Genomic DNA, 22492 nt, shown 5'->3' with positions numbered 1-22492 from the left:
CGCGCCATACACTGTGTGTCACACACTATGTGGCGAGCAGGGTGAAGCGCGATGCCGGTCGACGGCGGGCTGTTCGAGGCGATGAGGCTGGAGCTGCGGCGCGGGTCGCTGGTGCTGGCCGTGCTCGCCTGTCTGCGGACCGAGCGGTACGGCTACACCCTGCGCCAGGCGCTGGCGGCGGACGGGCTGGAGATGGAGGAATCGACCCTCTATCCCCTGCTGCGCCGGCTGGAGAGCCAGGGCCTGCTGCTGAGCGAGTGGCGCGAGGAGGAGAAGCGGAACAAGCGCTTTTATCGCCTGTCGCCCGCCGGATTCGAAATGCTGGAGGCGCTGACCGCCGAATGGCGGCGCATCGGCGCGTCCCTTGATCGCATGCTTTGAGGGGGAGGGGACCGATGGCCCTGATCGACCAATATCTGGACGTCGTGGCGGCGCAGCTGCCCAGCGAGAAACGCAACGACATCGTCGCCGAACTGCGCGAGCTGATCCTGAGCCGGTTCGAGGCCAAGGAGGAGGAGCTGGGGCGGCCGCTGACCGAGGACGAGCAGGAGGCGATCCTGCGCGAGATCGGCCATCCGCTGGTGGTGGCCCAGCGCTACGCCGGCGGGCCGGACAGCCTGGTGGGGCCGGAGCTGTATCCCTACTGGCTGTTCGCGGTGAAGGCGGGGCTGTTCATCGTGGCGGCCGTTTCGATCGTCGGCGCGCTGGCGGCGCTGGCGGGCGGGCCGCAGACCTTCGGGCAGGCGATCGGTCAGGCCTTCGCCGGCTTTTTCGACGGGGCTTTGGTGCTGATCGGCGTGATCACGGCGGTGGCGTGGTCGATGGAGCGCTGGGGCGGCAAGCCGCACTGGATGACCGACTGGCGGGTGAAGGACCTGCATGCGTTCACCTTGGCCGACCCGGCGCGGTGGGGACTGACGGGATCGATCAAGGCGGGCGTCGAGCGGCCGTCGGGCACGGTGAAGCCTGTCTCGGTGAAGGTCTCCACGGCCAACTGGCCGGGGTCGGACGCCCTGTTCGGCCTGATCTTCGGCGGCCTGTTCGTCGCGTGGTGGGTCGGCGCGTGGGAGTGGCCGTGGGGCGGGGCGTTCGAACTGGGCGACCAGCTGGTGACCGTGTCGGGCGCGCCGGTGTGGACGGCCCTGTTCGCGCCGATCCTGGCGCTGGCGCTGGCCAACATGGCGGTCGATCTGATGGGCGTGCTGCGGCCCGACATGATGCGGCTGCGCGCCGTGCTCGCGATAGGGTTGAGCGTCGCCAGCCTGGTCCTGGCCTGGACGATCTTCCAGTGGGGGCACTGGTTCGACCTGACGGCGGCGGACGGCGCCGTGGCGCAGGTGCGGGGCGGGGTCGAGCTGCTGCGCTGGGATGCGCTGGACGCGATCGACCGGGCGGACCGGACGCTGGCCGGGCAGGCGCAGGTGCTGGGCACGGTGCTGAGCTTCATGCTGGCCGGGTTCGGCCTGGCGGTGGTGTTCTCCATCCTGGGCGATCTGGCGAAGGTCGCGCGCGGCCGCTGAGGTCGATGTCCGAAAACCGCGAGACTTCGCGCCGGCCCCGGCGCATGCTCCGCCCATGTTCACGAGCGGACCCGAGCTGGATCAGGAGGCGTGCTGGCGCGCGGTGCGGACGCGCGACGCGCGGTTCGACGGGCGCTTCTTCACCTGCGTGAAAACGACGGGGATCTATTGCCGGCCGGTGTGCCCGGCACGGACGCCGCTGCGCCAGAATGTGATCTTCGTGCCCACGGCCGCGGCGGCGGAGGAGCGGGGGTTTCGCGCCTGCCTGCGCTGCCGGCCCGAGACGGCGCCGGAGATGGGGGCGTGGAACGGCACGTCGAACACGGTGTCGCGGGCGCTGGCCCTAATCGAGGCGGGGGCGCTCGATGAGGGAGACGTGGACGCGCTCGCCGAGCGGCTGGGCGTGGGCGAGCGGCAGTTGCGGCGACTGTTCCGAAAGCATCTGGGCGCCGCGCCGGTCAGCGTGGCGCAGACGCGGCGCGTGCTGCTGGCCAAGGCCCTGATCCAGGAGGGCGACCTGCCGATGGCGCAGGTGGCGCTGGCCGCCGGCTTCGGCAGCGTGCGGCGGTTCAACGAGACCTTTCAGGCGCTGTACGGCCGCCCCCCGTCGGCCCTTCGGCGTCGCGCCGAGCGGGCGTGGGACGGCGGGGTGCGGATCAGCCTGCCGTATCGCGAGCCGCACGACTGGGACGCCCTGCTGGCCGATCTGGCGGCGCGCGGAGACCGCGTAGAGGGTGGGACATGGTCGCGGACGCTGACCCGCGAGGAAGAGGGCGTCGAAGGGCTCGTGACGGTGGCGCGGTCGGGAGCGCGGACGTCCACGTCCGCGACCGGGACAAAACGCGGACCTGGAGGTCCGCGCTCCTTTGCGGAGATCGTCGTGGAGGTCGACGACCTGCGGGCGATCCCGGGCGTGCTGGCGCGGGTGCGGCGGGTCTTCGACCTCGGCTGCGACCCAGAAGCGGTGGCGCGGGATCTGTCGGCCGATCCGGCGCTGGCGCCGCTGGTGGCCGCGCGGCCGGGGCTGAGGCTTGCGGGGGCATGGGTCGATGCGGGCGAGGACGCGCCCAGCGACCGGATGGCCACGCCCGAATTGGAAGAGCGGGCCGAGGGATGGCGGCCGTGGCGGGCCTATGCGCTGGCCCACCTGCGCGCGGGGGGGATCGACCCGCGCGATTTGATCGAGGAGACGAGAGATGCGGCCTGAGCTGACGCTGGATCGACTGGCGACGCCGGTGGGCGAGATGCTGGTGGTGACCGACGCCGAGGGCGCGGTGCGGGCGCTGGACTTCGCGGATTACGAGCCGCGCATGCTGCGGCTGCTGGCCCGGCACTGGGGGCCGGTGACGCTGACGCCGGGGCGGGCGCCGCAGCGCGTGCGCGACGCGGTCGCGGCCTATTTCGCGGGCGATCTTACGGCGCTGGACGGGCTGGAGGTGAAGACCAAAGGCACGGCGTTCCAGCGCGAGGTCTGGGCCGCGCTGCGGCGCATTCCGGCGGGCGCCACGGTCAGCTACGGCCAGCTGGCGCAGGCTATCGGGCGGCCGAAGGCGGTGCGGGCCGTGGGCCTGGCCAACGGCGGCAATCCGGTGGGCGTGATCGTGCCGTGCCACCGAGTGATCGGCGCGAACGGGACGCTGACGGGCTATGCCGGCGGTGTGGAGCGCAAGCGGGCGCTCCTCGAACACGAGGGGATCAGACCGCGCGCTTGATACGGTTGTCGTCGTCCAGCAGGACCACGGTCGGGCTGTAGTTGCGGGCCTCTTCCTGCGGCAGCTGGCCGTAGGTGACGACGATGACGCGGTCGTTCTTCTGCACCAGGCGGGCGGCGGCGCCGTTGACGCCGATGACGCGCGAGCCGCGCGGGGCGGGGATGGCGTAGGTGGTGAAGCGCGCGCCGGTGGTGATGTTCAGGACGTCCACCTGCTCGTGCGGCAGGATGTCGGCGGCGTCCAGCAGGTCGCTGTCGATGGCGATCGAGCCCTCGTAGTCGAGGTCGGCCTGCGTCACCACAGCGCGGTGCAGCTTGGACTTCATCAGGGTGACCAGCATGGGGAGTGCGGCCTTTGAAGCGACGCGGGGCGATCCAGCCCCCGCTCTGAGGGCGTCGATATAGGGATTTCGGACCTCCGCATCAATCGCGGGCGCCGCAATGCAGCATGCAAGCGAATGGCCAAGCTTTCGCTCGTTACGGGAGGTTCATTTGACGGTGAGGGTTCCGGCCCTATGGTCCAGGCTTCGCGCCGCCTCGGCTGACCGGAACCGGACGACGACCTTCCCATGAAACAATTCTTCCTGACCGTGCTCGGCGTCTTCACCGGGCTGGTGCTGTTCCTCGTGATCGTGCCGATCGCGCTGATCATGATGGCCGCGGCCTCGGCCGGCTCCAAGCCGTCGGTCCCGCGCAACACGGTGCTGGAGCTGGACCTGCGCCAGGGCGTCAGCGACAGCCCCTCGACCAATCCGCTGAGCTTCGGCGGGGCGGGCCTGTCGGTGATCGAGATCGTCGACGGACTGGCCCAGGCGGGCGACGACGACGCGGTCAAGGTGGTGCTGCTGCGCCTGCCGGAGATGGGCCTGACGCCCGCCGCCGCCGACGAGGTGCGCCAGGCGGTCCGCCGCCTGCGGGCCAAGGGCAAGGTGGTGATCGCCCACTCGCAGGGCTTCATGCCCATGGGTTCGTCGGTCTCGGCCTACATGGTCGGGGCCTCGGCGTCGGAGCTGTGGATGCAGCAGAGCGCCAGCTTCCAGATGACGGGCATGGCGACGGAGGAGATCTTCTTCGGCCGCGCCTTCGAGAAGTACGGCGTCGATCCGCAGTTCGAGCAGCGCTACGAGTACAAGAACGCCGTCAACGTCTACACCCAGTCGGACTTCACCGCCGCGCACCGCGAGGCGACGCTGGCGTGGGTCGGCTCGATCTACGACAGCGCGATCGCGGCGGCGGCGACCGACCGCAAGATGACGCCCGCGGCCCTCAAGGCCGTGGTCGAAGCGGGCCCGTACACCGCCGAACAGGCGCGGGCGCGGGGTCTGATCACCCATCTGGGCGAGGTCGAGCAGGCCGAGGCCGAGGCCAGGCGCCGGGCCGGGCGCGGGGCCGAGATCGTCGAGTTCGGCGACTACGTCGACGCCAAGGGCGCGCGCGAGGGCACGGGCTCGGACGCCGTCGCCATCGTCTATGCGGAAGGGCCGATCATGACGGGCACCGGCGGCGGCGGCGATCCGTTCGGCGGCGGCTCCAGCATCATGTCGGACGACACGGCCGAGGCCATCTACGACGCGATCGAGGACAAGTCGGTCAAGGCGATCGTCCTGCGCGTCTCCTCGCCCGGCGGCTCGCCGGAGGCGTCGGAACAGATCGCCGCGGCGGTGCGCGCGGCGCAGAAGGCGGGCAAGCCGGTGGTGGTGTCCATGGGCGCCTACGCCGCGTCCGGCGGCTACTGGATCTCGGCCGAGGCGGACCACATCGTGGCCCAGCCGGCGACGCTGACGGGCTCCATCGGCGTGTTCGGCGGCAAGTTCGTGCTGGCCGACGCGCTCGGCCGGTTCGGCGTGGACGTGCGCGGCCTGTCGGTCGGCGGCGAGTTCGCCGACGCCTACGACATCAGCCAGCCCTGGACCGCCGAGCAGCGGGCCAAGGTCTCGGGCCAGATGGACCGCATCTACGAGGACTTCGTCGCCCGGGTGGCGCGCGGGCGCGACCTGCCGCCGGCGCGGGTGCGCGAGATCGCCAAGGGCCGCGTCTGGACCGGGGCCCAGGCCCTGCGGCTGGGCCTGGTCGATCAGCTGGGCGGGCTGGAGGAGGCCATCGCCAAGGCCCGCGAGCTGGCCAAGATCCCGGCCGACGCGCGCATCCGCCTGAAGCGGTTCCCGACGCCCCTGTCGCCTTGGGAGGCGCTGTCGGAAGCCTTCGGCGTCTCGGGTGAGGCGGCGCGGGCCCTGGTCTTCCTGGGCGGCGTCGCCCAGGATCCGCAGGCCCAGGCCGTGGCGCGTCGCGTCGAGGCCGACCGCATGCGCCGCGAAGGCGCCGTGGTGCTGGCCGACCGTCCGTTCGGGTGAGGCGAAACGTCCCGGACACCGAGGCGTGAACGGGGCGTTCCTTGACCGTTCATCCGGTCGCGACGACATTGCGAAGGTTGAAGGAAGACGCATGACCCAGTTCGACCGCCTCGCCGCCCTCGGACCCGACGCCCGCAAGGGGAAGGGCCTGATGGGGCCGTTCGCCGCCCTGATCGGCATGATCGCCGCCGCCTGCGCCATGGCCGTAGGCGCGGTGCTGGCGGTGTTCGCCGCCGCCGCCGTGGCGGTGATGGCCGTGGTCGGCGGTCTGGTGCTGGCGCTGGCCGCTTTCGCCTTCCGCGCGCGCCGGGCCTTCGGCGGCAAGTCGCGCCGGGCGACCGATCCGGAGATCATCGAGGCGAAGAAGGTCGACGGGACCTGGGTCGCCTACGGTTGGGACCGGCGCTGATCCCCGGATGTCTCTGACGATCGTCGAGGCGCCCTCCCCCAACTTCGACGCCCGCCGCGCGCCGCCGGACATGCTGGTGCTGCACTACACGGGCATGAAGACGGCCGAGGAGGCCGTGGCGCGCCTGCGCGATCCCGAGGCGCGGGTGTCGTCGCACTATGTCGTCGACGAGGACGGATCGATCCTGCGGCTGGTCCCCGAGGAACGCCGCGCCTGGCACGCCGGCAAGGGCGTGTGGCAGGGCGAGACCGACTGCAACGCCGCCTCGGTCGGCATCGAGATCGTCAATCCGGGGCATGAGTGGGGCTATCGCGACTTCCCCGAGGCGCAGATCGCCGCCGTGATCGCCCTGGTCGGCGACGTCCGCTCGCGCTGGTCGATCCCGGACGTCCGCATCATCGGCCACTCCGACCTGGCGCCGGACCGAAAGCAGGACCCGGGCGAACGCTTCCCGTGGAAGCGGCTGGCCGAGGCGCACCACGGCCTGTGGTTCGAGCCGGCGATGGAGCGCGTGGCGGCGCTCGGCGCGCCCCTGAGCCCCGGGGACGAGGGCATCGGGGTGACGGTGCTGAGCGCCGGCCTGCACCGGTTGGGCTACGGCGTGACGGCGCGCACGACCTATGACGAGGAGCTGCGCCTGACGGTGGAGGCTTTCCAGCGCCACTGGCGGCCGGCGGCGGTCGATGGCATCGCCGACGGCGAGACGCGCGCGCGGCTGGTGGGCCTGCTGCAGCTGGCCAGCGCGGAGAGCGTGACGGGCGTGCTGAACTAGGGCCGGTTTGACGGCGAGCCTTGCAAGGCGCATCTGTCGCCTCGCCAGACGGTCGGGCGGTCGCGGCGGGCTTCGGTTCGTCGAGGAAAGTCCGGGCTCCACGGTGAAACGGCGGCGGGTAACTCCCGCCCGGGGCGACCCGAGGGACAGCGCCACAGAAAGCAAACCTCCGGCTCTTCGGGGCCGGTAAGGGTGAAAGGGTGGGGTAAGAGCCCACCGCGTCCCCGGCAACGTGGACGGCATGGCAAGCCCCGCCGGGAGCAAGACCGAATAGGGACGTCGCGCGGTTTCGGCCGCAGGGTTCACCGCCCGAGGCGTCCGGGTTGGTCGCGAGAGCCGATCCGCGAGGGTCGGCCCAGAGGAATGACCGTCACCCGCTCGCGGGGACAGAACCCGGCTTACAGACCGTCTGGCGCTTCTCTTCTTGGTGGCCCTACCGCTCGCCGCGCGGCGGCTCGCTGCTTGAGGGCGGGAGGGCGCATGGACGCCCACGGACGCGCCGCGCTTGAGGGCGGGCGCGGCGGCTGCTACGCCGCGAGCCCGCCCGCGGGGGCCCGTAGCTCAATGGTCAGAGCCGACCGCTCATAACGGTCTGGTTGCAGGTTCGAGTCCTGCCGGGCCTACCGCCGCCGGAGCGGATCCGCACGGGCTCGGAGTCAGGAAGGATCAGATTGACTCGCCGGGGGCGCCGGGTTTCTCTCCAAACGGGAGGATCCAACGATGAAGACGCTCAAGATCGCTCTGCTGATCATGGCTCCGGCGGCTCTGGCCGGGTGCGACGTGCTGTCGGACCCGACCTACTGGAACGGGACCTATGGACAGCCCAACGCGTCCGGCGGCTATTACGCCCCGCGGCCATCCGCACCCTGCGTCGTCGATGCGTACGGAAACCGGTCGCCGAGCTGCTACGACTATCTGTTCCAGGACGACCAGGGCAATCCGTTGCCGCCCTACTATCCGACGCAGCCGGCCTCGGATGGTCCCGACGCGGCGCCGCCTCCTTCCACGTCGTCCTCGACCTGCCCGCCAGGGCCAGGAACCTGCGTCTCGCCGCAGTGAGGAACCCGCCGACGGTCGACGGCCGGGCCTAACGCCGCCGCCGGCCGTCGTCCCAGCGGTCGTCGCCGACGTAGGAGCGGTCCTGGATGTAGCGGCCTTCGCGGTCGTACCAGCCGTAGCCCTGGCGGTAGTCGTCGTAGCCGCCCAGCGTGTAGCCGTGATCCTCGTACGGGATGCCGAGCAGGGCCTCGTCCTCCTCGTACCAGTCCTGCGGATAGGCGCCGTAGGCGCACTGCCAGCCCTGGCCGCCGGTCCAGTAGGGCTCGTACCGGCCGCGATAGCGCTCGCGGAAGCGGGCTCGGCACAGGCTCTGGGACCAGACCAGGTTGTCCGACGCCTCGACCACCGCCCGAGGCTCTGCATAGATCACCTCGCGCACCCGGGCGAAGGTGTTGTCCGTCACGATCGCGCGGCCCGAGGCGGCGGCCACGCCGACGGTGTCGGCCACGATGCGGCTGTCCTTCAGCGTCAGCTCGCCGTTGTAGAGGACCACGCCCTTGTCGGTGCGGCAGATGTTGCTGTCGCTGATGGCGACCGAGGCGCCCTCTACCGCCACGCCCTCGACGTAGCCGCAGATCTTGGTGTTGGTGATCTCGACCCGGCCGTAGTCGCGGCCGGAGCGGACGACCATGCCGATGCTGCGCGGGCCGAAGTTGTTCGGCACGCCGACGCCCTTCAGCGTCGTGGTGGAGATGGTGACGGTCTGGCCGGCGCCCGGCGTGACCTCCAGACCCGACTGGGCCCCATAGACGACCATGTCGTACGCCGTCATGGACGCGCCGTCGGCGATGATGGCCGGCGCCACGGTCTGGGCGTCGATCACGGCGTTGCGAATGTCCAGCAGGCCGCCGTCCAGATAGATGGCCGCCTCGTCCCCCACGTGACGGAAGCCGACGCGGTTCATTTCGATCTGGGCGTCATAGCCGATGACGCAGGCGGCCTCGCCGGCGTGGGGCGAGGTGAAGACCACGTCGCGGACGCTGACCCGCACGCCCGCCGCCACCGTCATGCAGGGCAGGCCGTCCGGCGCCTGGAGGGTGATCGCCGGATTGCGGTCCCAGTCGCGCGGGTCGAAGCCGCCCTCGCCGATGATGTTCAGCGGCTTGTCGACGTTCAGCCAGCCGACGCACGGCCCGCCCCGCGCGCGCAGGATCAGGGTGCCGCCCGGCCGCACGCGGCGCACCGCGTCCTCGACCGCGCCGGTGCCGGGATTGCCGCCGCAGTCGACCAGAACGACCTCTTCCTGGCCGCCGGGCCGGATCGGGCCGGGATAGGCGGGCCCGGGGTGGCCATAGCCGTGCTGCGGCCGGCTCCACCGGCGGTGCGAGCCGCGGCGCGAGGCGCTGCGCGACGGCGGATCAAGCAGGATGCCGAAGTTGGGGCGGGTGGTGCTCTCCACGCGCGCGGCGTCCTGGGCGGCGGCGGTTTCCGGCGCCAGGGAGACGCCCAGGCCGGCGGCCATCAGGGCCGAGGCGGCGACCAATCCGTGGCGGAGGGTTCTGCGGGTCATGGGGGCGGTCATGGGGGGCGCCCTCCTATCGGCGCTGCTGCGAGCGGGAGACCTGGGCCAGGACGGCCTGCAGGCGGGCGGCGGACGGCGCGAAGCCGGCCAGAGCCGAGTCGATCCTCAGGACCACGGCCTCGGCCTTGTCCTGATCGGCGACGCCGGCCACGCCCAGGGCGAAGTAGGACGACAGGGCGAACTTGGCCTCCGGGCTGCCCTGACGCGCAGCCTCCTCGAACCAGTGGAAGCTGCGGGCGTAGTCGATCGGCACGCCGATGCCCTCGGCGTACATGACCGCCAGCACCAGCTGCGCCTCGGACGAGCCGTTGACCGCCGCCAGCTGGATGGCGCGGACGCGCTCCAGAAGGGACAGCCGGCCGTCCATCGGGTGGCCCAGCACGGCCTCCAGGCTTTCGATCTCGCGCTTGCTGAGCGCCGTCGGCTGGGCGGCGGCGATCTCGGAGATGCCGAGATAGCGCAGGGCGCGGCCCACGTGGACGAAGGGCAGTTCGGTGACGCGGCCGGTGGCGTATTCGAAGGCGTCGCCGCGCGGCCGGCTCTCGTCGGAGAACGGCACGCCGGAGTTCGGCGCCTTGTTGGGATAGAATTCGAACGGCGGCACCCACTGGCGGGCCTTGGCTTCGACGAAGCGGCCGTACTGGGTCCGATTCGGCGACGAGCGCTCGAAGTCCTTCAGCAGGACGTAGGAGCCGACGTCGCCCGTCTGCACCGCCAGATAGTTGTACAGATAGGCGTCCACGTCGTTGCGGCGGAACAGGCCGGTCGCAGCGCGCAGACCGTCGCGGCCGTCGCGCCGGCCCCAGGCCTCACGTCCCTGGGGGTTGTCCTGCGGCTCTCCGAAGGGGCCGTAGAGTCCGTCGTGCAGGCGGGCCAGGGTGCGGAAGCCGGGCGCATCCTGGGTCGACAGGACGTAGATCACGCGGTCCCGGACGGCCTCCTGCTCCTCCAGGGTCATGCGCGACAGGGTGCGGTCCAGCCGGCGATAGGCCGAGGCGCGCTCTTGGGCGCGGCAGTCGTCGTAGCGAGACAGGGGCCGCCACCCGCCGAAGGGCCCGCGGTTGACGCGGTTGATCGGGGCGAAGCCCTGCTCATTGGCCAGCGCCATGGCCAGCCAGGTGGCGCTTTCGATCGGATCCTCGATGTTCTTGTCGGTCGCGCGCTCGGCGGCGTAGCGCGATCCCAGCTCCAGCTGGGCGAAGAAGTCGCCTCGGAAGGCCGCCTTGCGCAGCACGCGCAGCCCGCGCTCCTGATCGTTGAACTCCGCGCCGGTGAGCGCCGCGGGGCGGGGGCAGCCCTCGTCGGAGGCGCCGCCGGTGCGGCGGAAGAAGGTCGGGGCCTGCTCGCCGCAGGCCGCCATGGTCAGAAGCGCGGCGATCAACAGAAAGGCGACCAGGGCGACGCCCAGAGCGCGCCCCTGCCCCCTCCGGCCACGATCGGCTTCGCCGCGCTCGGACATGTTCCCCTCATCCCCCACGCCACGACGACCAAGCGGCCGTTAACCATTTCGCAAACCGGCCCCCCGGTCCAGTGAACTTCACATCATGGTTAACGCGAAAAAGCGACAAAGCGTTGCCGCATGACGGCCGCAATGGGGCAATGGGCGCGTGAAGTGTCGGCGCGGCCACGCTTTTCTCCCCAAGGGCGAACGGTGGCGGCGGCTGTGCCCATGCCCCATATGCGGCGCCGGCTTCACTACAGGAGACTTCATGGCTTTCGTCGCTCGAAACGACCGCCCCGCCGACAAGGCCGAGCGCTATGCGGAGCTCGAATCGGAGATCCTGGCCGTGCTGGACGGCGAGCCGAACCTGACCGCGCGGATGGCGACGGTCGCCTCGATGCTGGCGGACGGGTTCGAGAGCTATTTCTGGACCGGATTCTACGTCGTCGATCCCGGCAAGCCGAACGAGCTGGTGGTCGGGCCGTATCAGGGGACGCTGGGGTGCCTGCGCATCCCGTTCGGCCGCGGCGTCTGCGGCGCGGCGGCGGCGACCGGCGAGACGCAGGTCGTGCCCGACGTCCACGCCTTCCCCGGCCACATCGCCTGCGATTCGCGCTCGGCCAGCGAGATCGTCGTGCCGGTCCGAGACGCCTCGGGGGCCCTGATCGCGGTGTTCGACGTGGACGCGACCGAGCCCGCGGCTTTCGACGCCACCGATCAGGAATGGCTGGAGCGAATCCTGGTCAAGGCGTTCGCGGGCGGGAGCGCCTGAAAAAAAGGCGGCCCCGGCGAGGGGACCGGGGCCGACGACGTCCATTGGGGGAGACGCCGCAGTCAGAAACGCGCCGTCACCGTCAGGCGAAAGGCGTGATGGTTGAACTCGTCCGACTGGCGCCGGGTGTCCGTGCCTGACGGATTGACGATGCGGAACGGATTGGTGAGCGGCGCCGTGCCCGGTCCGATCCGCACGACCAGGGGATCGTCCACGTCCAGGGCGGTGTAGAGGTATTCCGCCCCCAGGCTGATGCGGTCGTTGACGGCGTATTCCAGCCCGCCGCCGGCCTGGAAGCCGTCGGCGTCCGACGTGTTGGTCAGGGGGGTGAAGCTGTTGGCGCCGTTGGTGGTGCTGTAGGTTTCTTCCACCTCGGCCATGGCATAGCCGGCGGTCGCATAGGGCAGCCACCGCCCCATCGGCGAGCCGACGCGGACGCGGGCCGAATAGACCGGGCCGTCTATGCCGCGGGCGAACTGATAGTTGGCCGGGGTGATGCTGAAGGCCGTGGTGTGATCCCGGCCCGTCATGCTCGCCGCTTCTCCCAGCACGCCGAAGATGAAGCCGCCGACGGCCCAGTCCCAGCCGATACGGCCGGCCACTGCGCTGGCGACCTCGTCGTCGTCCTGGCACCCGCCGTCGAAATTGTTGGCGTTCGCCTTGCCGCCGCAGAAACCGGCGGACTGCGTCGGCGAGGAGGAAAAGGCGTCCGCACCGCCGCTGGTGCGGACGGTGTCGCCGAACGTGCCGTTCTGATCGGTGTCGAACAAGGTGATCTCGCCCTCGTCGTCGTCGACGACGTCCCCGCCGACGGCGAAGGTGACGTAGGGACCGGTCCAGTCCTGCGCCGACGCCACGCCGGCGGCGGATACGGAGCCGGCGATCAGGATCGCCGCGATCGTGGTGTGTCTGGTCATGTAGGAGGCCTCCCTGCCCGTGGTCCTGACCGAGCTACGGGAGGCGACGCAGACCGGATGCGGTTCGGTGGACGAAGTTCCGCGAACGGCGTCGGATCGGCCGCATCGCGCGGGAATGAAACTGCACTGGCCTCGCGGCGTCGCCTCCGCCACAAAGCCGGTGAAGGAGCACCACATGGAACGTGGCGTCGTCGTCATCACCGGGGGGCAGGGCGTGCTGGGGTCGGCGGCGGCCGGGCTGGCGCGGGAGCAGGGCTGGACCGTCGCCCTGATCGACCATGAGCCGGGCGACGCGCGCGAGCCGGGCCTGATGACGATCGGCGGGATCGATCTGACCGATCCGGCGCAGGCGAAGGCGGCGATGGACAAGGCGGGTGAGGCGCTGGGCGGGATCGACGCCCTGCTGAACGTCGCCGGCGGCTTCGTCTGGCAGAAGACCGAGGCCGACGATCCGGCGCACGAGAAGATGTTCCGGCTGAACGTGCTCACCTGCCTGCACGCCACGCGCGCCGCCCTGCCGTGGCTGCGGAAGAGCCCCGAGGGGCGCATCGTCAACGTCGGCGCTGCCGGCGCCCTGAAGGCCGAGGCCGGAATGGGCGCCTATGCGGCGTCCAAGTCGGGCGTGCATCGCCTGACCGAGGCGCTGGCGAGGGAACTTCAGGACTGCTGCGTCACGGTGAACGCCGTGCTGCCCTCGATCCTGGACACGCCCCAGAACCGCAAGGACATGCCCGACGCCGATCCGAAGGACTGGGTCGCGCCGCGCGATCTGGCGGCGGTGATGCTGTTCCTGGCCTCGCCCGAGGCGCGGGCCGTGCGCGGCGCCCTGGTGCCCGTGACCGGGCGGGTGTGAGCCTGATGCGGGCGCGCAGCGTCCTGTTCCTTCCCGCCTCCAACCCGCGCGCGGTGGAGAAGGCGCGGACGCTCGACTGCGATGTGGCCATTCTGGATCTGGAGGACGCCGTCGCGCCGGAGATGAAGGCGGAAGCCCGGGCGGCCGCCGTCGAGGCGGTGCGGGCCGGCGGCTTCGGGCCGAGGCTGGGCGTCCGCGTCAACGGCGAGGGCACGCCGTGGCATGCCGACGATCTGGAGTCGCTGAGAGAGGCCGGGTGCGGACTGATCGTCCTGCCCAAGGTCGAGGCCGCGGCCCCGGTGGTGCGCGCCGTCGGCGCGGCGACCGGCGCACGTCTGTGGGCCATGATCGAGACGCCGGCGGCCCTGTTCCGCCTGCCGGAGATCGCGGGCGCGCATCCGGCGCTGCAGGCGCTCATGCTGGGCGTCAATGATCTGGCGGCGACGCTGGGCACGGGGCCGAGCGAAGATCGGGAGCCGCTGAAGCCTTGGCTGGCCGCGGTGGTCGCGGCCGCCCGCATGGGCGGCATCGCGGCGATCGACGGGGTCTTCAACCGGTTCCACGACGACGAGGGGTTCGCCCGCGAATGCGCCCAGGGCGCGCTCCACGGCTTCGACGGCAAGAGCCTGATCCATCCGCGCCAGATCGCGGGCGCCAACGCCGCGTTCAGCCCGTCCGCCGAAGCGTTGGCCCGCGCGCGGACGATCGTCGAGGCCTTCGAGGCGCCGGACGCCACGGGCAGGGGCGCCGTGTCGCTGGACGGCGAGATGGTCGAGCGCCTGCACCTCGACGCCGCCCGCCGGACGCTGGCCCGGGCGGGGGAGTGAGCCCGCCGGAGCCCGCCTGGGCCTGCACGCCCGGCCTGCTGGGTCTGGCGCATCGCCGCGCGCTTCTGCCCGAACACGCCTTCCGCGCCCTGCCGGGGCCGGACGTCAGGGCGGTGCTGGGGTGGGGCATGAAGCGGTCGTCGGCCGCCGGCCGGGCGTGGTCGCGGCTGACCGGGCTGCCCTACATCTCGCTGGAGGACGGCTTTCTTCGGTCCGTCGGACTGGGCGAGGCGGGGACGCCGTCCATGTCGCTGATCGTCGATCCTTTGGGCGCATACTACGACGCCTCGCGGGCCTCGGGGATCGAAGAGACCATCGCCGCTGAGCCGACGGCGCCCGAACGCGCGTGCGCCCGCGCGCTGATGGAGGCCGCCGTCGCCCACGGTCTGTCGAAGACCAATCTCGGCCGGCCGCTGGACCCCTCGATCCTGAAGCCGGGACGGCGCATCCTGATCGTGGACCAGACGGCGGGCGACGCCTCGATCCCCCTGGGGCATGCCGGGCCGTGGAGCTTCGCCCGCATGCTGGCGGCCGCGCGTCAGGACGAGCCGGACGCCCAACTGATCGTGAAGCGCCATCCGGCCGTCGCCGCCGGGTTGAAGCGCGGCTGTCTGGATCTGTCGGACGCGCGCGATCTGACGGTCGCGGACGACGTGCGCGCCGCCGACCTGCTGGACGCGGTGGACGCGGTCTACGTCGTGACCAGCGGCCTGGGGTTCGAAGCGCTGTGGCGGCGGCTGCCCGTCCGGGTCTTCGGCGCCCCCTTCTATGCCGGGTGGGAGCTGACTCAGGACGACGTGACGCCGCCGCGCCGCGGCGTGCCGCGCTCGATAGAGGACGTGGTCCACGCGGCGATGATCGCCCACTGCCGCTGGGTCGATCCGGTGACGGGCGAGGCCTGCACGCCGGAGGAAGGGGTCGATCGCCTCGCCGCCCTGACGCGCCGCGCCCGGCGGCTGGAGGGGCGGTGGCACGCGGTCGGATTCACCCCGCCGAAGCGGGCGGCGGTGCTGCGGTTGATGAACAGTCCGCCAGCTCTCCCTCTCCCGGCGGGAGAGGGCTTGAGGCTCGCAGAGCGAAGCGATGCGCCAGCCGAAAGGGAGAGGGGCTACCGTGCGACGCGGGTCGCCGCCGAACCCCTCTCCCTTTCGCGTTTCCAATCGCTTCGCTCTTGGACGCTCAAGCCCTCTCCCGCCGGGAGAGGGATCAGATTTCACCCCTCGGCCGCGTCCGCCCTGTCCGCCGCCGCGTCGGACGGGGGACGCGTGCTGGTCTGGGCGGGGCGGGAGCCGGAAGGGCTGGCGTGGCAGGCGCAGGCCGCCGGCGTCGCCCTGTGGCGGATGGAGGACGGGTTCCTGCGGTCTCGGGGTCTGGGCTCGGACTTCACGCCGGCGCTGTCGGCGGTGCTGGACGGGACGGGCGTCCATTACGATCCGTCGGCGCCGTCGGATCTGGAGACGCTGATCCAGCGGGGCGTCTCCGCCGCCGACCGGGCGCGGGGCGCGCGGCTGCGGCAGCGGATCGTCGCGGCGGGGCTGAGCAAGTACAATCTGGGCGGCGCGCCGACCCCGGACTGGCCGACGGACCGGGAGCGCATCCTGGTGCTGGGGCAGGTCGAGGACGACCGGTCGGTGGTGCTGGGCTGCGACACGATCCGCACCAACGCGGCCCTGCTCGCCGAGGTGCGTCGCAGGAATCCCGACGCCTTCCTGGTCTGGCGGGATCATCCGGACGTGCGCGCGGGCAACCGGGTCGGCGCCCTGCCGCACGAGGCCGCCGCATTGGCCGACGCGCGGGCCGACGATCTGGACGTGATCGCCTGCCTGGAGGCGGCGGACGCCGTCGCCGTGATGACTTCCACCGCAGGGTTCGAGGCCCTGATGCGGGGCAAGCGCGTGCTGACGTTCGGGCGGCCCTTCTATGCCGGGTGGGGCCTGACCGAGGACGCCCTGCCGATCCCACGCCGGACGGCCCGGCCGACGGTGGACGATCTGGTGGCGGCGGCGCTGATCCTGCATCCGCTGTACGTCGCGCCGAACGGCGTGCCCTGCGAGGCGGAGGACGTCGTAGCCGCGCTGGAAGCGGCCCCTGAGCCGCGTCGCCGGTCGCGGATCATGCGGGCGCTCACGACCGCCCTCGACCGGCGTCGACCACCGGCCTATTGAACGTCCTGAAAGACAACGAAGGTCGGCGGGGGCCGCCTCAGGGAAGACATGACCGCATCCGTCATCGCCGCCACCGGCCTGTTCACGCCGGACCAATCGATCACCAACGAAGAACTGGTCGCCGCCTACAACGCTTGGGCCGAGCGCTGGAACGCCCAGCACGCCGACCGCATCGCGTCGGGTGAGCTGGAGGCGCTGACGCCGTCGTCGGTCGAGTTCATCGAGAAGGCGTCGGGCATCAAGCAGCGGTTCGTGCTGGACAAGGCCGGCATCCTGGACCCCGCCCGCATGGTCCCGCACCTGCCGGAGCGGTCGAACGACGAGCTGTCGATCCTGGCCGAGATGGCGGTGAAGGCGGCGCAGCAGGCGATCGCCGCTTGGGGCAAGCCGGTCGGCGAGATCGGCGCCGTCATCTGCGCCGCGTCCAACATGCAGCGCCCCTATCCGGCCATGGCCATCGAGGTGCAGCAGGCGCTGGGGATCGAGGGCTTCGCCTTCGACATGAACGTGGCCTGTTCCAGCGCGACGTTCGGCATCAAGACGGCGGCGGACTTCATCGCTTCGGGCTCGACCAAGGCCGTGCTGATGGTCAATCCGGAGATCTGCTCGGCCCACCTGAACTTCATGGACCGCGACAGCCACTTCATCTTCGGCGACGTCGCCACCGCCGTGATCGTGGAAAGCGCCGACACCGCCGGGCCCGGCGGCTGGGAGATTCTGGGCACGCGGCTGAAGACCGTGTTCTCCAACAACATCCGCAACAATTTCGGGTTCCTGAACCGCGCCGCGCGGGAGGACGCCCAGGCCGTCTCGGACCCGTCGCCGCTGAACGACGGGAAGACCGACAAGATGTTCGTCCAGCAGGGGCGCAAGGTCTTCAAGGACGTGGTGCCGATGGTCTCCGACATGATCGTGGGCCACGCCCGCGACCTGGGGCTTGAGCCGACGGCGCTGAAGCGCCTGTGGCTGCACCAGGCCAACATCAACATGAACGAGATGATCGGCCGCAAGGTGCTGGGCCGCGACCCGTCGCCGGAAGAGAACGTGATCATCCTGGACGACTACGCCAACACCTCGTCGGCCGGGTCGATCATCGCCTTCCACCTGCGCCAAGGGGGCTTCGACGCGGGCGAGGTCGGCCTGATCTGCAGTTTCGGCGCGGGCTATTCGGCGGGCACGGTGTTCGTGCGCCGGCGCTGACCGTTCACGATTTCGCGCTCACGCTTGCACCCGACAGGCGTTTTTGCGAACGGTTCCTCGTCGAGAACAAGGGGGAACCCGAATGGCTCAGACGGCCCGCAGTGCGCCCGTGAACGATCCGCTGGTGTGGGACATGGCCGAGGTGCTCAAGCGCTTCGGCGGTTCCGCGCACCAGACCGTGGTCATCGACTGCGTGGTGGCCATGCGACGACAGAGGGGCGAGGAGGTGCGCAAGCCCGACCTCGCCGCCCGGATCGTGGAACTGCTCGAGACCTGCCGCGACTTCTTCGTCCGCCCGTTCGGCGAGGGCTCCCAGCGCTGGGCCCTGGCGCCGGGTCTGGCGGTGTGACCTCTCCGCCATGAAGAAAGGGCGCGCCCTTGCAAGCGCGCCCTCCCTGACGATCCTGGATCGCGCGATCAGAACTTGCGCACGTAGCCCAGCGACCAGACGTCGGCTTCGCCGCCGTCGTTGGTGAAGTCGCGACGGGTCCAGTCGGCGCGGATGCCGTTGCGGCCGTCGAACGACCAGTTGGCGCCGACGCCGTAGTTCCAGCTCTCGCCGGACTCGCTGGCCGAGACGCCTGCGGCCGAGGCCTCGATCTCGGTCGTGCCGTAGCCGGCGCGGCCGAACAGTTCGAAGTTCGGCGAGATCGGCAGGATGCCGACGGCGTAGACGGCCGCGTCGTACTCATGCTCGACGTTTGCGGTTACGCCCCCGCCCAGATCGACGTCCTCGTCGGCGACGCCGAACGAGGCTTCGCCTTCGACGGCGAAGTTCGGGTTGAACTTGTAGCCCAGACGGCCCGTCACGGCGCCCAGCTCGACCTCTTCGGCCTCGATCTGGGAATAGCCCACCGAGCCGTAGACGTTGGACGCGTCCTGCGCCATCGCCGGGGCGGCGAACAGAGCCGCGGCGGCGGTCGAAAGAAGAAAGACGTTACGCATTGTTTCATCACTCCATGGATGCGGCGATTTCTTCGATCGCCGAGCCCCATCCAGCGGAGAACTAAATAGGATGACCCGTCGTCCGTTCCACATTGCCTTTTCTACATGTTTTTCGATGTTGAGAACTTGGCACAGTCGGCGTTACGCCAATCTCGGCGGGATGTTGTCTAAATCGGGGCGACGGATTACCTTGTGCTCATCCTCATCGACGGAGTTCGCCATGATCCGCCCGGCCGCCCTGATCGCCTTGTCCGCTCTGACGCTCGCCGCGTGCGGCGAGACGGCGGAGGAGCCGGCCTCCGCGCCCTCCGTGCAGCCGGGGGCCGAGGCGCCCGCCACGACCGCGCCCGCGCCGGCTTCGACCCGCGCCGTCGCGCTGGACCCGGAGGGGCTGCGCCTGGTGGACCGGCAGTCGGGATCGACCGCGACCCTGCCGTTCGGCCAGCCGGCCGAGCAGGTCGCCGCCATGGTGGGCGCGGCCATGTCCGGCGCCCCGGCCGAGCGCGGCACGAACTCCGAATGCGGGGCCGGGCCGCTGGATTACGCCACCTGGAACGGCCTGACCCTGTGGTTCCAGAACGGCGCCTTCGCCGGCTGGGCCGTGAACGCCGCCGGTCCCACGATGATGAGCGGCGTCGGCGTCGGCTCCTCCCGCGCGGACCTGGAGGGCGCGCACGTGATCGAGGTCGAGGAAACGACGCTGGGGCCCGAGTTCAGCTTCGGCGGGGTGTACGGCATTCTGGAAGACGGCCGGGTCTCGAACCTTTGGGCCGGGGTAAGCTGCAACTTCAGATGACGGGGCTCAGAGACGAAACGGCATGTCCATCTTGTGGAGTGCGTCCTCGTCGCCGAACATGACTTGTCCGTCTTTTGTCCTGCGCGTTGTCCGTGTTGAGGCGGAGCGTCCGTCGGCGGTCTACCGATCCTTCTCGCGCGCCTCGCCGCCCCGAGCGACCAGCGCCGCCTGCGCCGCCGCCAGCCTGGCGATCGGCACGCGATAGGGGCTGCAGCTGACGTAATCCAGGCCCGCGCCCTCGCAGAAGGCGATCGAGGCCGGGTCGCCGCCGTGCTCGCCGCAGATGCCCAGCTTGACGTCCGCCCGCTCGGCCCGGCCGCGCTCGGCGGCGATCTTGATCAGGTCGCCGACGCCGTCCTGATCCAGCCGCACGAACGGGTCGGCCTCGAAGATGCCCTTGTCGAGATAGGCCTGAAGGAACCGGCCACTGTCGTCGCGGCTGATGCCGAACGTCGTCTGCGTCAGGTCGTTGGTGCCGAAGCTGAAGAACTGGGCGTGCTGCGCCAGGTCGCCGGCCCGCAGCGCCGCGCGCGGCAGCTCGATCATGGTCCCCACCAGATACTCGACCCGGTCGCCGGCCTCGGCGAAGACCGCCTCGGCCACCCGGTCGGTCAGCTCGCGCAGGAATTTCATCTCCGGACCCATGGCGACCAGCGGGTGCATGATCTCCGGGATCGGCGCGGTGCCCGACGACGCCTTCACCTCCAGCGCCGCCTCCAGCACCGCCCGCACCTGCATCTCGTAAATCTCGGGATAGGCGACGCCCAGCCGGCAGCCGCGATGGCCCAGCATGGGGTTGGTCTCATGCAGGTCACGGGCCCGCTTCTTCAGCTTGCCGGCGTCCAGCCCCTGCGACGCCGCCAGGGCGTCGATCTCCGCCTCCGTGTGCGGGATGAACTCGTGCAGCGGCGGGTCCAGCAGGCGCACCGTCACCGGCAGGCCGGTCATGATGGTGAACAGTTCGACGAAGTCCGCCTTCTGGAACGGCGCGATCTTGGCCAGGGCCTGACGCCGCCCCGCCTCGTCGTCGGCCAGGATCATCTCGCGCACCGCGGCGATGCGGGTGTCGTCGAAGAACATGTGCTCGGTGCGGCACAGGCCGATGCCCTCGGCCCCGAAGCCGCGCGCGGTGCGGGCGTCCAGCGGCGTCTCGGCGTTGGCCCGCACCTTCAGGCGGCGCACCTGATCGGCCCAGGCCATCAGGGTCTGGAAGTCGCCCGTCAGCTCCGGCTCGATCATGGGGACCGCGCCCTCCATGACCTCGCCCTTGGAGCCGTCGATGGTGATGACCTCGCCGGCCTTGAAGGTGCGGCCGCGGGCCGTGAAGGTCTGGGCCTTTTCGTCGATGTGGATTTCGCCCGCGCCCGAGACGCAGGGGCGGCCCATGCCGCGCGCCACCACCGCCGCGTGGCTGGTCATGCCGCCGCGCGCCGTGACGATGCCGCGCGCCGCGTGCATGCCGTGGATGTCTTCCGGGCTGGTCTCCTCGCGGACCAGGATGACGGCCTCGCCGTGTTCGGCCAGACGCTCGGCCTCGTCGGCGTCGAAGGTGACCTTGCCGGTCGCCGCGCCGGGGCTGGCGGGCAGGCCGGCGGCCACCACCTTGCGCTCGGCGTTCGGGTCCAGCGTCGGATGCAGTAGCTGGTCCAGCGCCGACGGCTCGACCCGCGACACCGCCTCTTCCTGCGAGATGACGCCCTCGGCCGCCAGATCCACCGCGATCTTCAACGCCGACTTGGCGGTGCGTTTGCCGTTGCGGGTCTGCAGCATCCACAGCCGGCCCTGTTCGACCGTGAATTCAATATCTTGCATGTCGCGATAGTGGGCTTCCAGCCGCCCGACGACGTCGACGAACTGAGCGAACACCTTGGGCATCGCCTCTTCCATAGAGGGCTTGGTCTCGCCCATCTCCTCGCGCCCGGCCTTGGTCAGCGACTGCGGCGTGCGGATGCCCGCCACCACGTCCTCGCCCTGGGCGTTGATCAGGAACTCGCCGTACAGCTTCGCCTCGCCCGTCGACGGATTGCGGGTGAAGGCCACGCCCGTCGCCGACGTCTCGCCCATGTTACCGAACACCATGGACTGGACGTTCACCGCCGTGCCCCAGCTCTCGGGGATGTCGTGCATGCGGCGATAGAATTTGGCCCGGTCGTTCATCCAGCTGGCGAACACCGCGCCGACCGCGCCCCACAACTGGTCGTGCGGATCCTGCGGGAAGGGCGACCCCAGCCGGTCCTCGACCACGCGCTTGTAGTCCCCCACCACCTTCTCCCAGTCGCCTGCCGACAGGTCGGTGTCGACGGTCACGCCAAGGCGATCCTTGTGGTCGTCCAGCACCTCTTCGAAGTCGTCGTGGCTGAGGCCCAGCACCACGTTCGAATACATGGTGATGAAGCGGCGATAGCTGTCGAAAGCGAAGCGACGGTCGCCCGACAGGGCCGCCAGCCCCTCCACCGTCCGGTCGTTCAGGCCCAGGTTCAGGACCGTGTCCATCATCCCCGGCATCGACGCCCGCGCGCCGGAGCGGACCGAGACCAGCAGCGGGTTCGACGCGTCGCCGAACGTCTTGCCGACGATCCCCTCGACCTGGGCCAGCCCGGCCTTCACCTGATCCGCCAGATCGGCCGGATAAGACTGGCCGTTGGAATAGTAGTGGACGCAGGCCTCGGTCGTGATCGTGAAGCCCGGCGGCACCGGCAGGCCCAGCGACGACATCTCCGCCAGGTTGGCGCCCTTGCCGCCCAGCAGGTTCTTCATCGACGCGTCGCCGTCGGCGGATCCTCCGCCGAAGCCGTAGACCCACTTCGTCATCCGTCAGCCCCTGAAGCTTGTTTGGGTCTGACTAACGCGCGTCGGCGGGGAAGGGTAGGGCGCGGATGAAACATCGCGTGAGGGGATCCTCGCACGGAGCGTGCACCGCCCATGCGTCCCTCTCCCGGCGGGAGAGGGCTTGAGCGTCCGAGAGCCTGGAGGGCGATCGGTTTTGCGCGAAAGGGTGAGGGGCTCCCTTTCGACAGTCGCCCCTCACCCTTTCGGCTTGGCGCATCGCTGACGCTCTGCGAGCCTCAAGCCCTCTCCCGCAGGGAGAGGTTGCGGCGCCTTGGGTCGGGAAGTCGTGACGACTTCTCCCGTCTTTCCTCGCTCTTTCAACGCGCTGCGTTTTTCCATCCGCGACTTTCCGACGTCGGTTTGGGCGTGGGGCAGCATCTGGGGGTTCCGTCGCGGGGGAGGG

21 protein-coding genes, 1 tRNA gene and 1 other RNA gene are annotated in these 22492 nt (G+C 70.7%); 17 read left to right on the top strand and 6 right to left on the bottom strand.

From position 1 onward, the window contains the following. Positions 1 to 51 precede the first annotated feature (51 nt). From VGN45_RS11310 to VGN45_RS11295, 4 genes are read left to right on the top strand one after another with little or no spacing between them, the layout of a single operon-like run. Positions 52 to 381 carry a PadR family transcriptional regulator gene (locus tag VGN45_RS11310; RefSeq protein WP_327462476.1) on the top strand — a complete coding sequence of 110 codons (330 nt, stop codon included), beginning with the start codon at positions 52 to 54 and terminating at the stop codon, positions 379 to 381. 14 nt (positions 382 to 395) lie between these two features. After that, positions 396 to 1520, top strand: coding sequence for a hypothetical protein (locus VGN45_RS11305; RefSeq protein WP_327462474.1), 1125 nt, complete (start codon positions 396 to 398; stop codon positions 1518 to 1520). A gap of 55 nt (positions 1521 to 1575) precedes the next feature. Next, positions 1576 to 2727 carry a bifunctional transcriptional activator/DNA repair enzyme AdaA gene (locus VGN45_RS11300; protein ID WP_327462472.1) on the top strand — a complete coding sequence of 384 codons (1152 nt, stop codon included), beginning with the start codon at positions 1576 to 1578 and terminating at the stop codon, positions 2725 to 2727. After that, positions 2717 to 3232 (top strand): methylated-DNA--[protein]-cysteine S-methyltransferase, encoded by a 516-nt coding sequence (locus tag VGN45_RS11295; RefSeq protein WP_327462470.1) that lies wholly within the window; start codon positions 2717 to 2719, stop codon positions 3230 to 3232. The genes VGN45_RS11300 and VGN45_RS11295 overlap by 11 nt, the downstream gene beginning before the upstream one ends. Here VGN45_RS11295 and panD read toward each other — a convergent pair. Then, entirely contained in the window at positions 3216 to 3572 is a 357-nt protein-coding gene (panD, locus tag VGN45_RS11290; protein ID WP_327462468.1) for an aspartate 1-decarboxylase, read from the bottom strand. The two genes, VGN45_RS11295 and panD, sit on opposite strands and share 17 nt — an antisense overlap. A gap of 228 nt (positions 3573 to 3800) precedes the next feature. Here panD and sppA point away from each other — a divergent pair, with 228 nt between their 5' ends. The 6 genes from sppA (at position 3801) to VGN45_RS11260 (ending at position 7822) form a co-directional block, all read left to right on the top strand. Next, positions 3801 to 5582: a signal peptide peptidase SppA gene (sppA, locus tag VGN45_RS11285; RefSeq protein ID WP_327462466.1), complete on the top strand. Its 1782-nt coding sequence runs from the start codon at positions 3801 to 3803 to the stop codon at positions 5580 to 5582. Positions 5583 to 5673: 91 nt separating this feature from the next. Then, a complete protein-coding gene (locus VGN45_RS11280; RefSeq protein WP_327462464.1) occupies positions 5674 to 5991 on the top strand; it encodes a hypothetical protein in 318 nt (105 codons plus the stop codon). A 7-nt stretch (positions 5992 to 5998) separates the two neighbouring features. Further along, the gene (locus tag VGN45_RS11275; RefSeq protein WP_327462463.1) at positions 5999 to 6763 is read left to right on the top strand and encodes an N-acetylmuramoyl-L-alanine amidase; all 765 of its coding nucleotides are present in this window, start codon (positions 5999 to 6001) and stop codon (positions 6761 to 6763) included. A gap of 44 nt (positions 6764 to 6807) precedes the next feature. After that, positions 6808 to 7180, top strand: an RNA gene (rnpB, locus tag VGN45_RS11270) — RNase P RNA component class A. A 133-nt stretch (positions 7181 to 7313) separates the two neighbouring features. Next, positions 7314 to 7386, top strand: a tRNA-Ile gene (locus tag VGN45_RS11265). A gap of 97 nt (positions 7387 to 7483) precedes the next feature. Continuing rightward, a complete protein-coding gene (locus tag VGN45_RS11260; RefSeq protein ID WP_327462461.1) occupies positions 7484 to 7822 on the top strand; it encodes a hypothetical protein in 339 nt (112 codons plus the stop codon). A 28-nt stretch (positions 7823 to 7850) separates the two neighbouring features. Here the strand turns inward: VGN45_RS11260 and VGN45_RS11255 are convergent, their stop codons facing one another. Together VGN45_RS11255 and VGN45_RS11250 are read right to left on the bottom strand one after the other, a co-directional pair. Further along, a complete protein-coding gene (locus VGN45_RS11255) occupies positions 7851 to 9332 on the bottom strand; it encodes a hypothetical protein (protein WP_327462459.1) in 1482 nt (493 codons plus the stop codon). Positions 9333 to 9357: 25 nt separating this feature from the next. Continuing rightward, a complete protein-coding gene (locus VGN45_RS11250; RefSeq protein ID WP_327462457.1) occupies positions 9358 to 10803 on the bottom strand; it encodes a tetratricopeptide repeat protein in 1446 nt (481 codons plus the stop codon). A gap of 250 nt (positions 10804 to 11053) precedes the next feature. Between VGN45_RS11250 and VGN45_RS11245 the strand changes: the two genes are divergently transcribed. After that, positions 11054 to 11557: a GAF domain-containing protein gene (locus VGN45_RS11245; RefSeq protein WP_327462455.1), complete on the top strand. Its 504-nt coding sequence runs from the start codon at positions 11054 to 11056 to the stop codon at positions 11555 to 11557. 62 nt (positions 11558 to 11619) lie between these two features. Here VGN45_RS11245 and VGN45_RS11240 read toward each other — a convergent pair whose 3' ends face one another. Next, the gene (locus VGN45_RS11240; protein WP_327462453.1) at positions 11620 to 12474 is read right to left on the bottom strand and encodes an outer membrane protein; all 855 of its coding nucleotides are present in this window, start codon (positions 12472 to 12474) and stop codon (positions 11620 to 11622) included. A 115-nt stretch (positions 12475 to 12589) separates the two neighbouring features. On the opposite strand from VGN45_RS11240, the gene VGN45_RS11235 reads away from it, so the two are divergent. The 5 genes from VGN45_RS11235 (at position 12590) to VGN45_RS11215 (ending at position 17868) form a co-directional block, all read left to right on the top strand. Continuing rightward, positions 12590 to 13327 carry an SDR family NAD(P)-dependent oxidoreductase gene (locus tag VGN45_RS11235; protein WP_327462451.1) on the top strand — a complete coding sequence of 246 codons (738 nt, stop codon included), beginning with the start codon at positions 12590 to 12592 and terminating at the stop codon, positions 13325 to 13327. 5 nt (positions 13328 to 13332) lie between these two features. Further along, a complete protein-coding gene (locus tag VGN45_RS11230) occupies positions 13333 to 14154 on the top strand; it encodes a CoA ester lyase (protein ID WP_327462449.1) in 822 nt (273 codons plus the stop codon). Further along, on the top strand, positions 14151 to 16319 hold the full coding sequence (locus tag VGN45_RS11225) for a capsular polysaccharide biosynthesis protein (RefSeq protein WP_327462447.1): 2169 nt from the start codon (positions 14151 to 14153) through the stop codon (positions 16317 to 16319). Before VGN45_RS11230 ends, VGN45_RS11225 begins: the two co-directional genes overlap by 4 nt. 48 nt (positions 16320 to 16367) lie before the next feature. Then, positions 16368 to 17519, top strand: a complete 1152-nt coding sequence (locus VGN45_RS11220; protein WP_327462445.1) for a beta-ketoacyl-ACP synthase III — start codon at positions 16368 to 16370, stop codon at positions 17517 to 17519. A gap of 82 nt (positions 17520 to 17601) precedes the next feature. Continuing rightward, the gene (locus VGN45_RS11215) at positions 17602 to 17868 is read left to right on the top strand and encodes a hypothetical protein (RefSeq protein ID WP_327462443.1); all 267 of its coding nucleotides are present in this window, start codon (positions 17602 to 17604) and stop codon (positions 17866 to 17868) included. A gap of 68 nt (positions 17869 to 17936) precedes the next feature. Here the strand turns inward: VGN45_RS11215 and VGN45_RS11210 are convergent, their stop codons facing one another. Further along, positions 17937 to 18464, bottom strand: coding sequence for a porin family protein (locus VGN45_RS11210; RefSeq protein WP_327462442.1), 528 nt, complete (start codon positions 18462 to 18464; stop codon positions 17937 to 17939). 220 nt (positions 18465 to 18684) lie between these two features. On the opposite strand from VGN45_RS11210, the gene VGN45_RS11205 reads away from it, so the two are divergent. Continuing rightward, a complete protein-coding gene (locus tag VGN45_RS11205) occupies positions 18685 to 19260 on the top strand; it encodes a hypothetical protein (RefSeq protein ID WP_327462440.1) in 576 nt (191 codons plus the stop codon). A gap of 120 nt (positions 19261 to 19380) precedes the next feature. On the opposite strand, the gene ppdK is transcribed toward VGN45_RS11205, so the two are convergent. Further along, a complete protein-coding gene (gene ppdK, locus VGN45_RS11200; protein WP_327462438.1) occupies positions 19381 to 22071 on the bottom strand; it encodes a pyruvate, phosphate dikinase in 2691 nt (896 codons plus the stop codon). Between the last annotated feature and the right edge of the window lie 421 nt (positions 22072 to 22492).

The organism is Brevundimonas sp. (genome assembly GCF_035999125.1).
Taxonomy (GTDB): Bacteria; Pseudomonadota; Alphaproteobacteria; order Caulobacterales; family Caulobacteraceae; genus Brevundimonas.
This window is presented reverse-complemented; position numbering and strand designations above follow the sequence as displayed.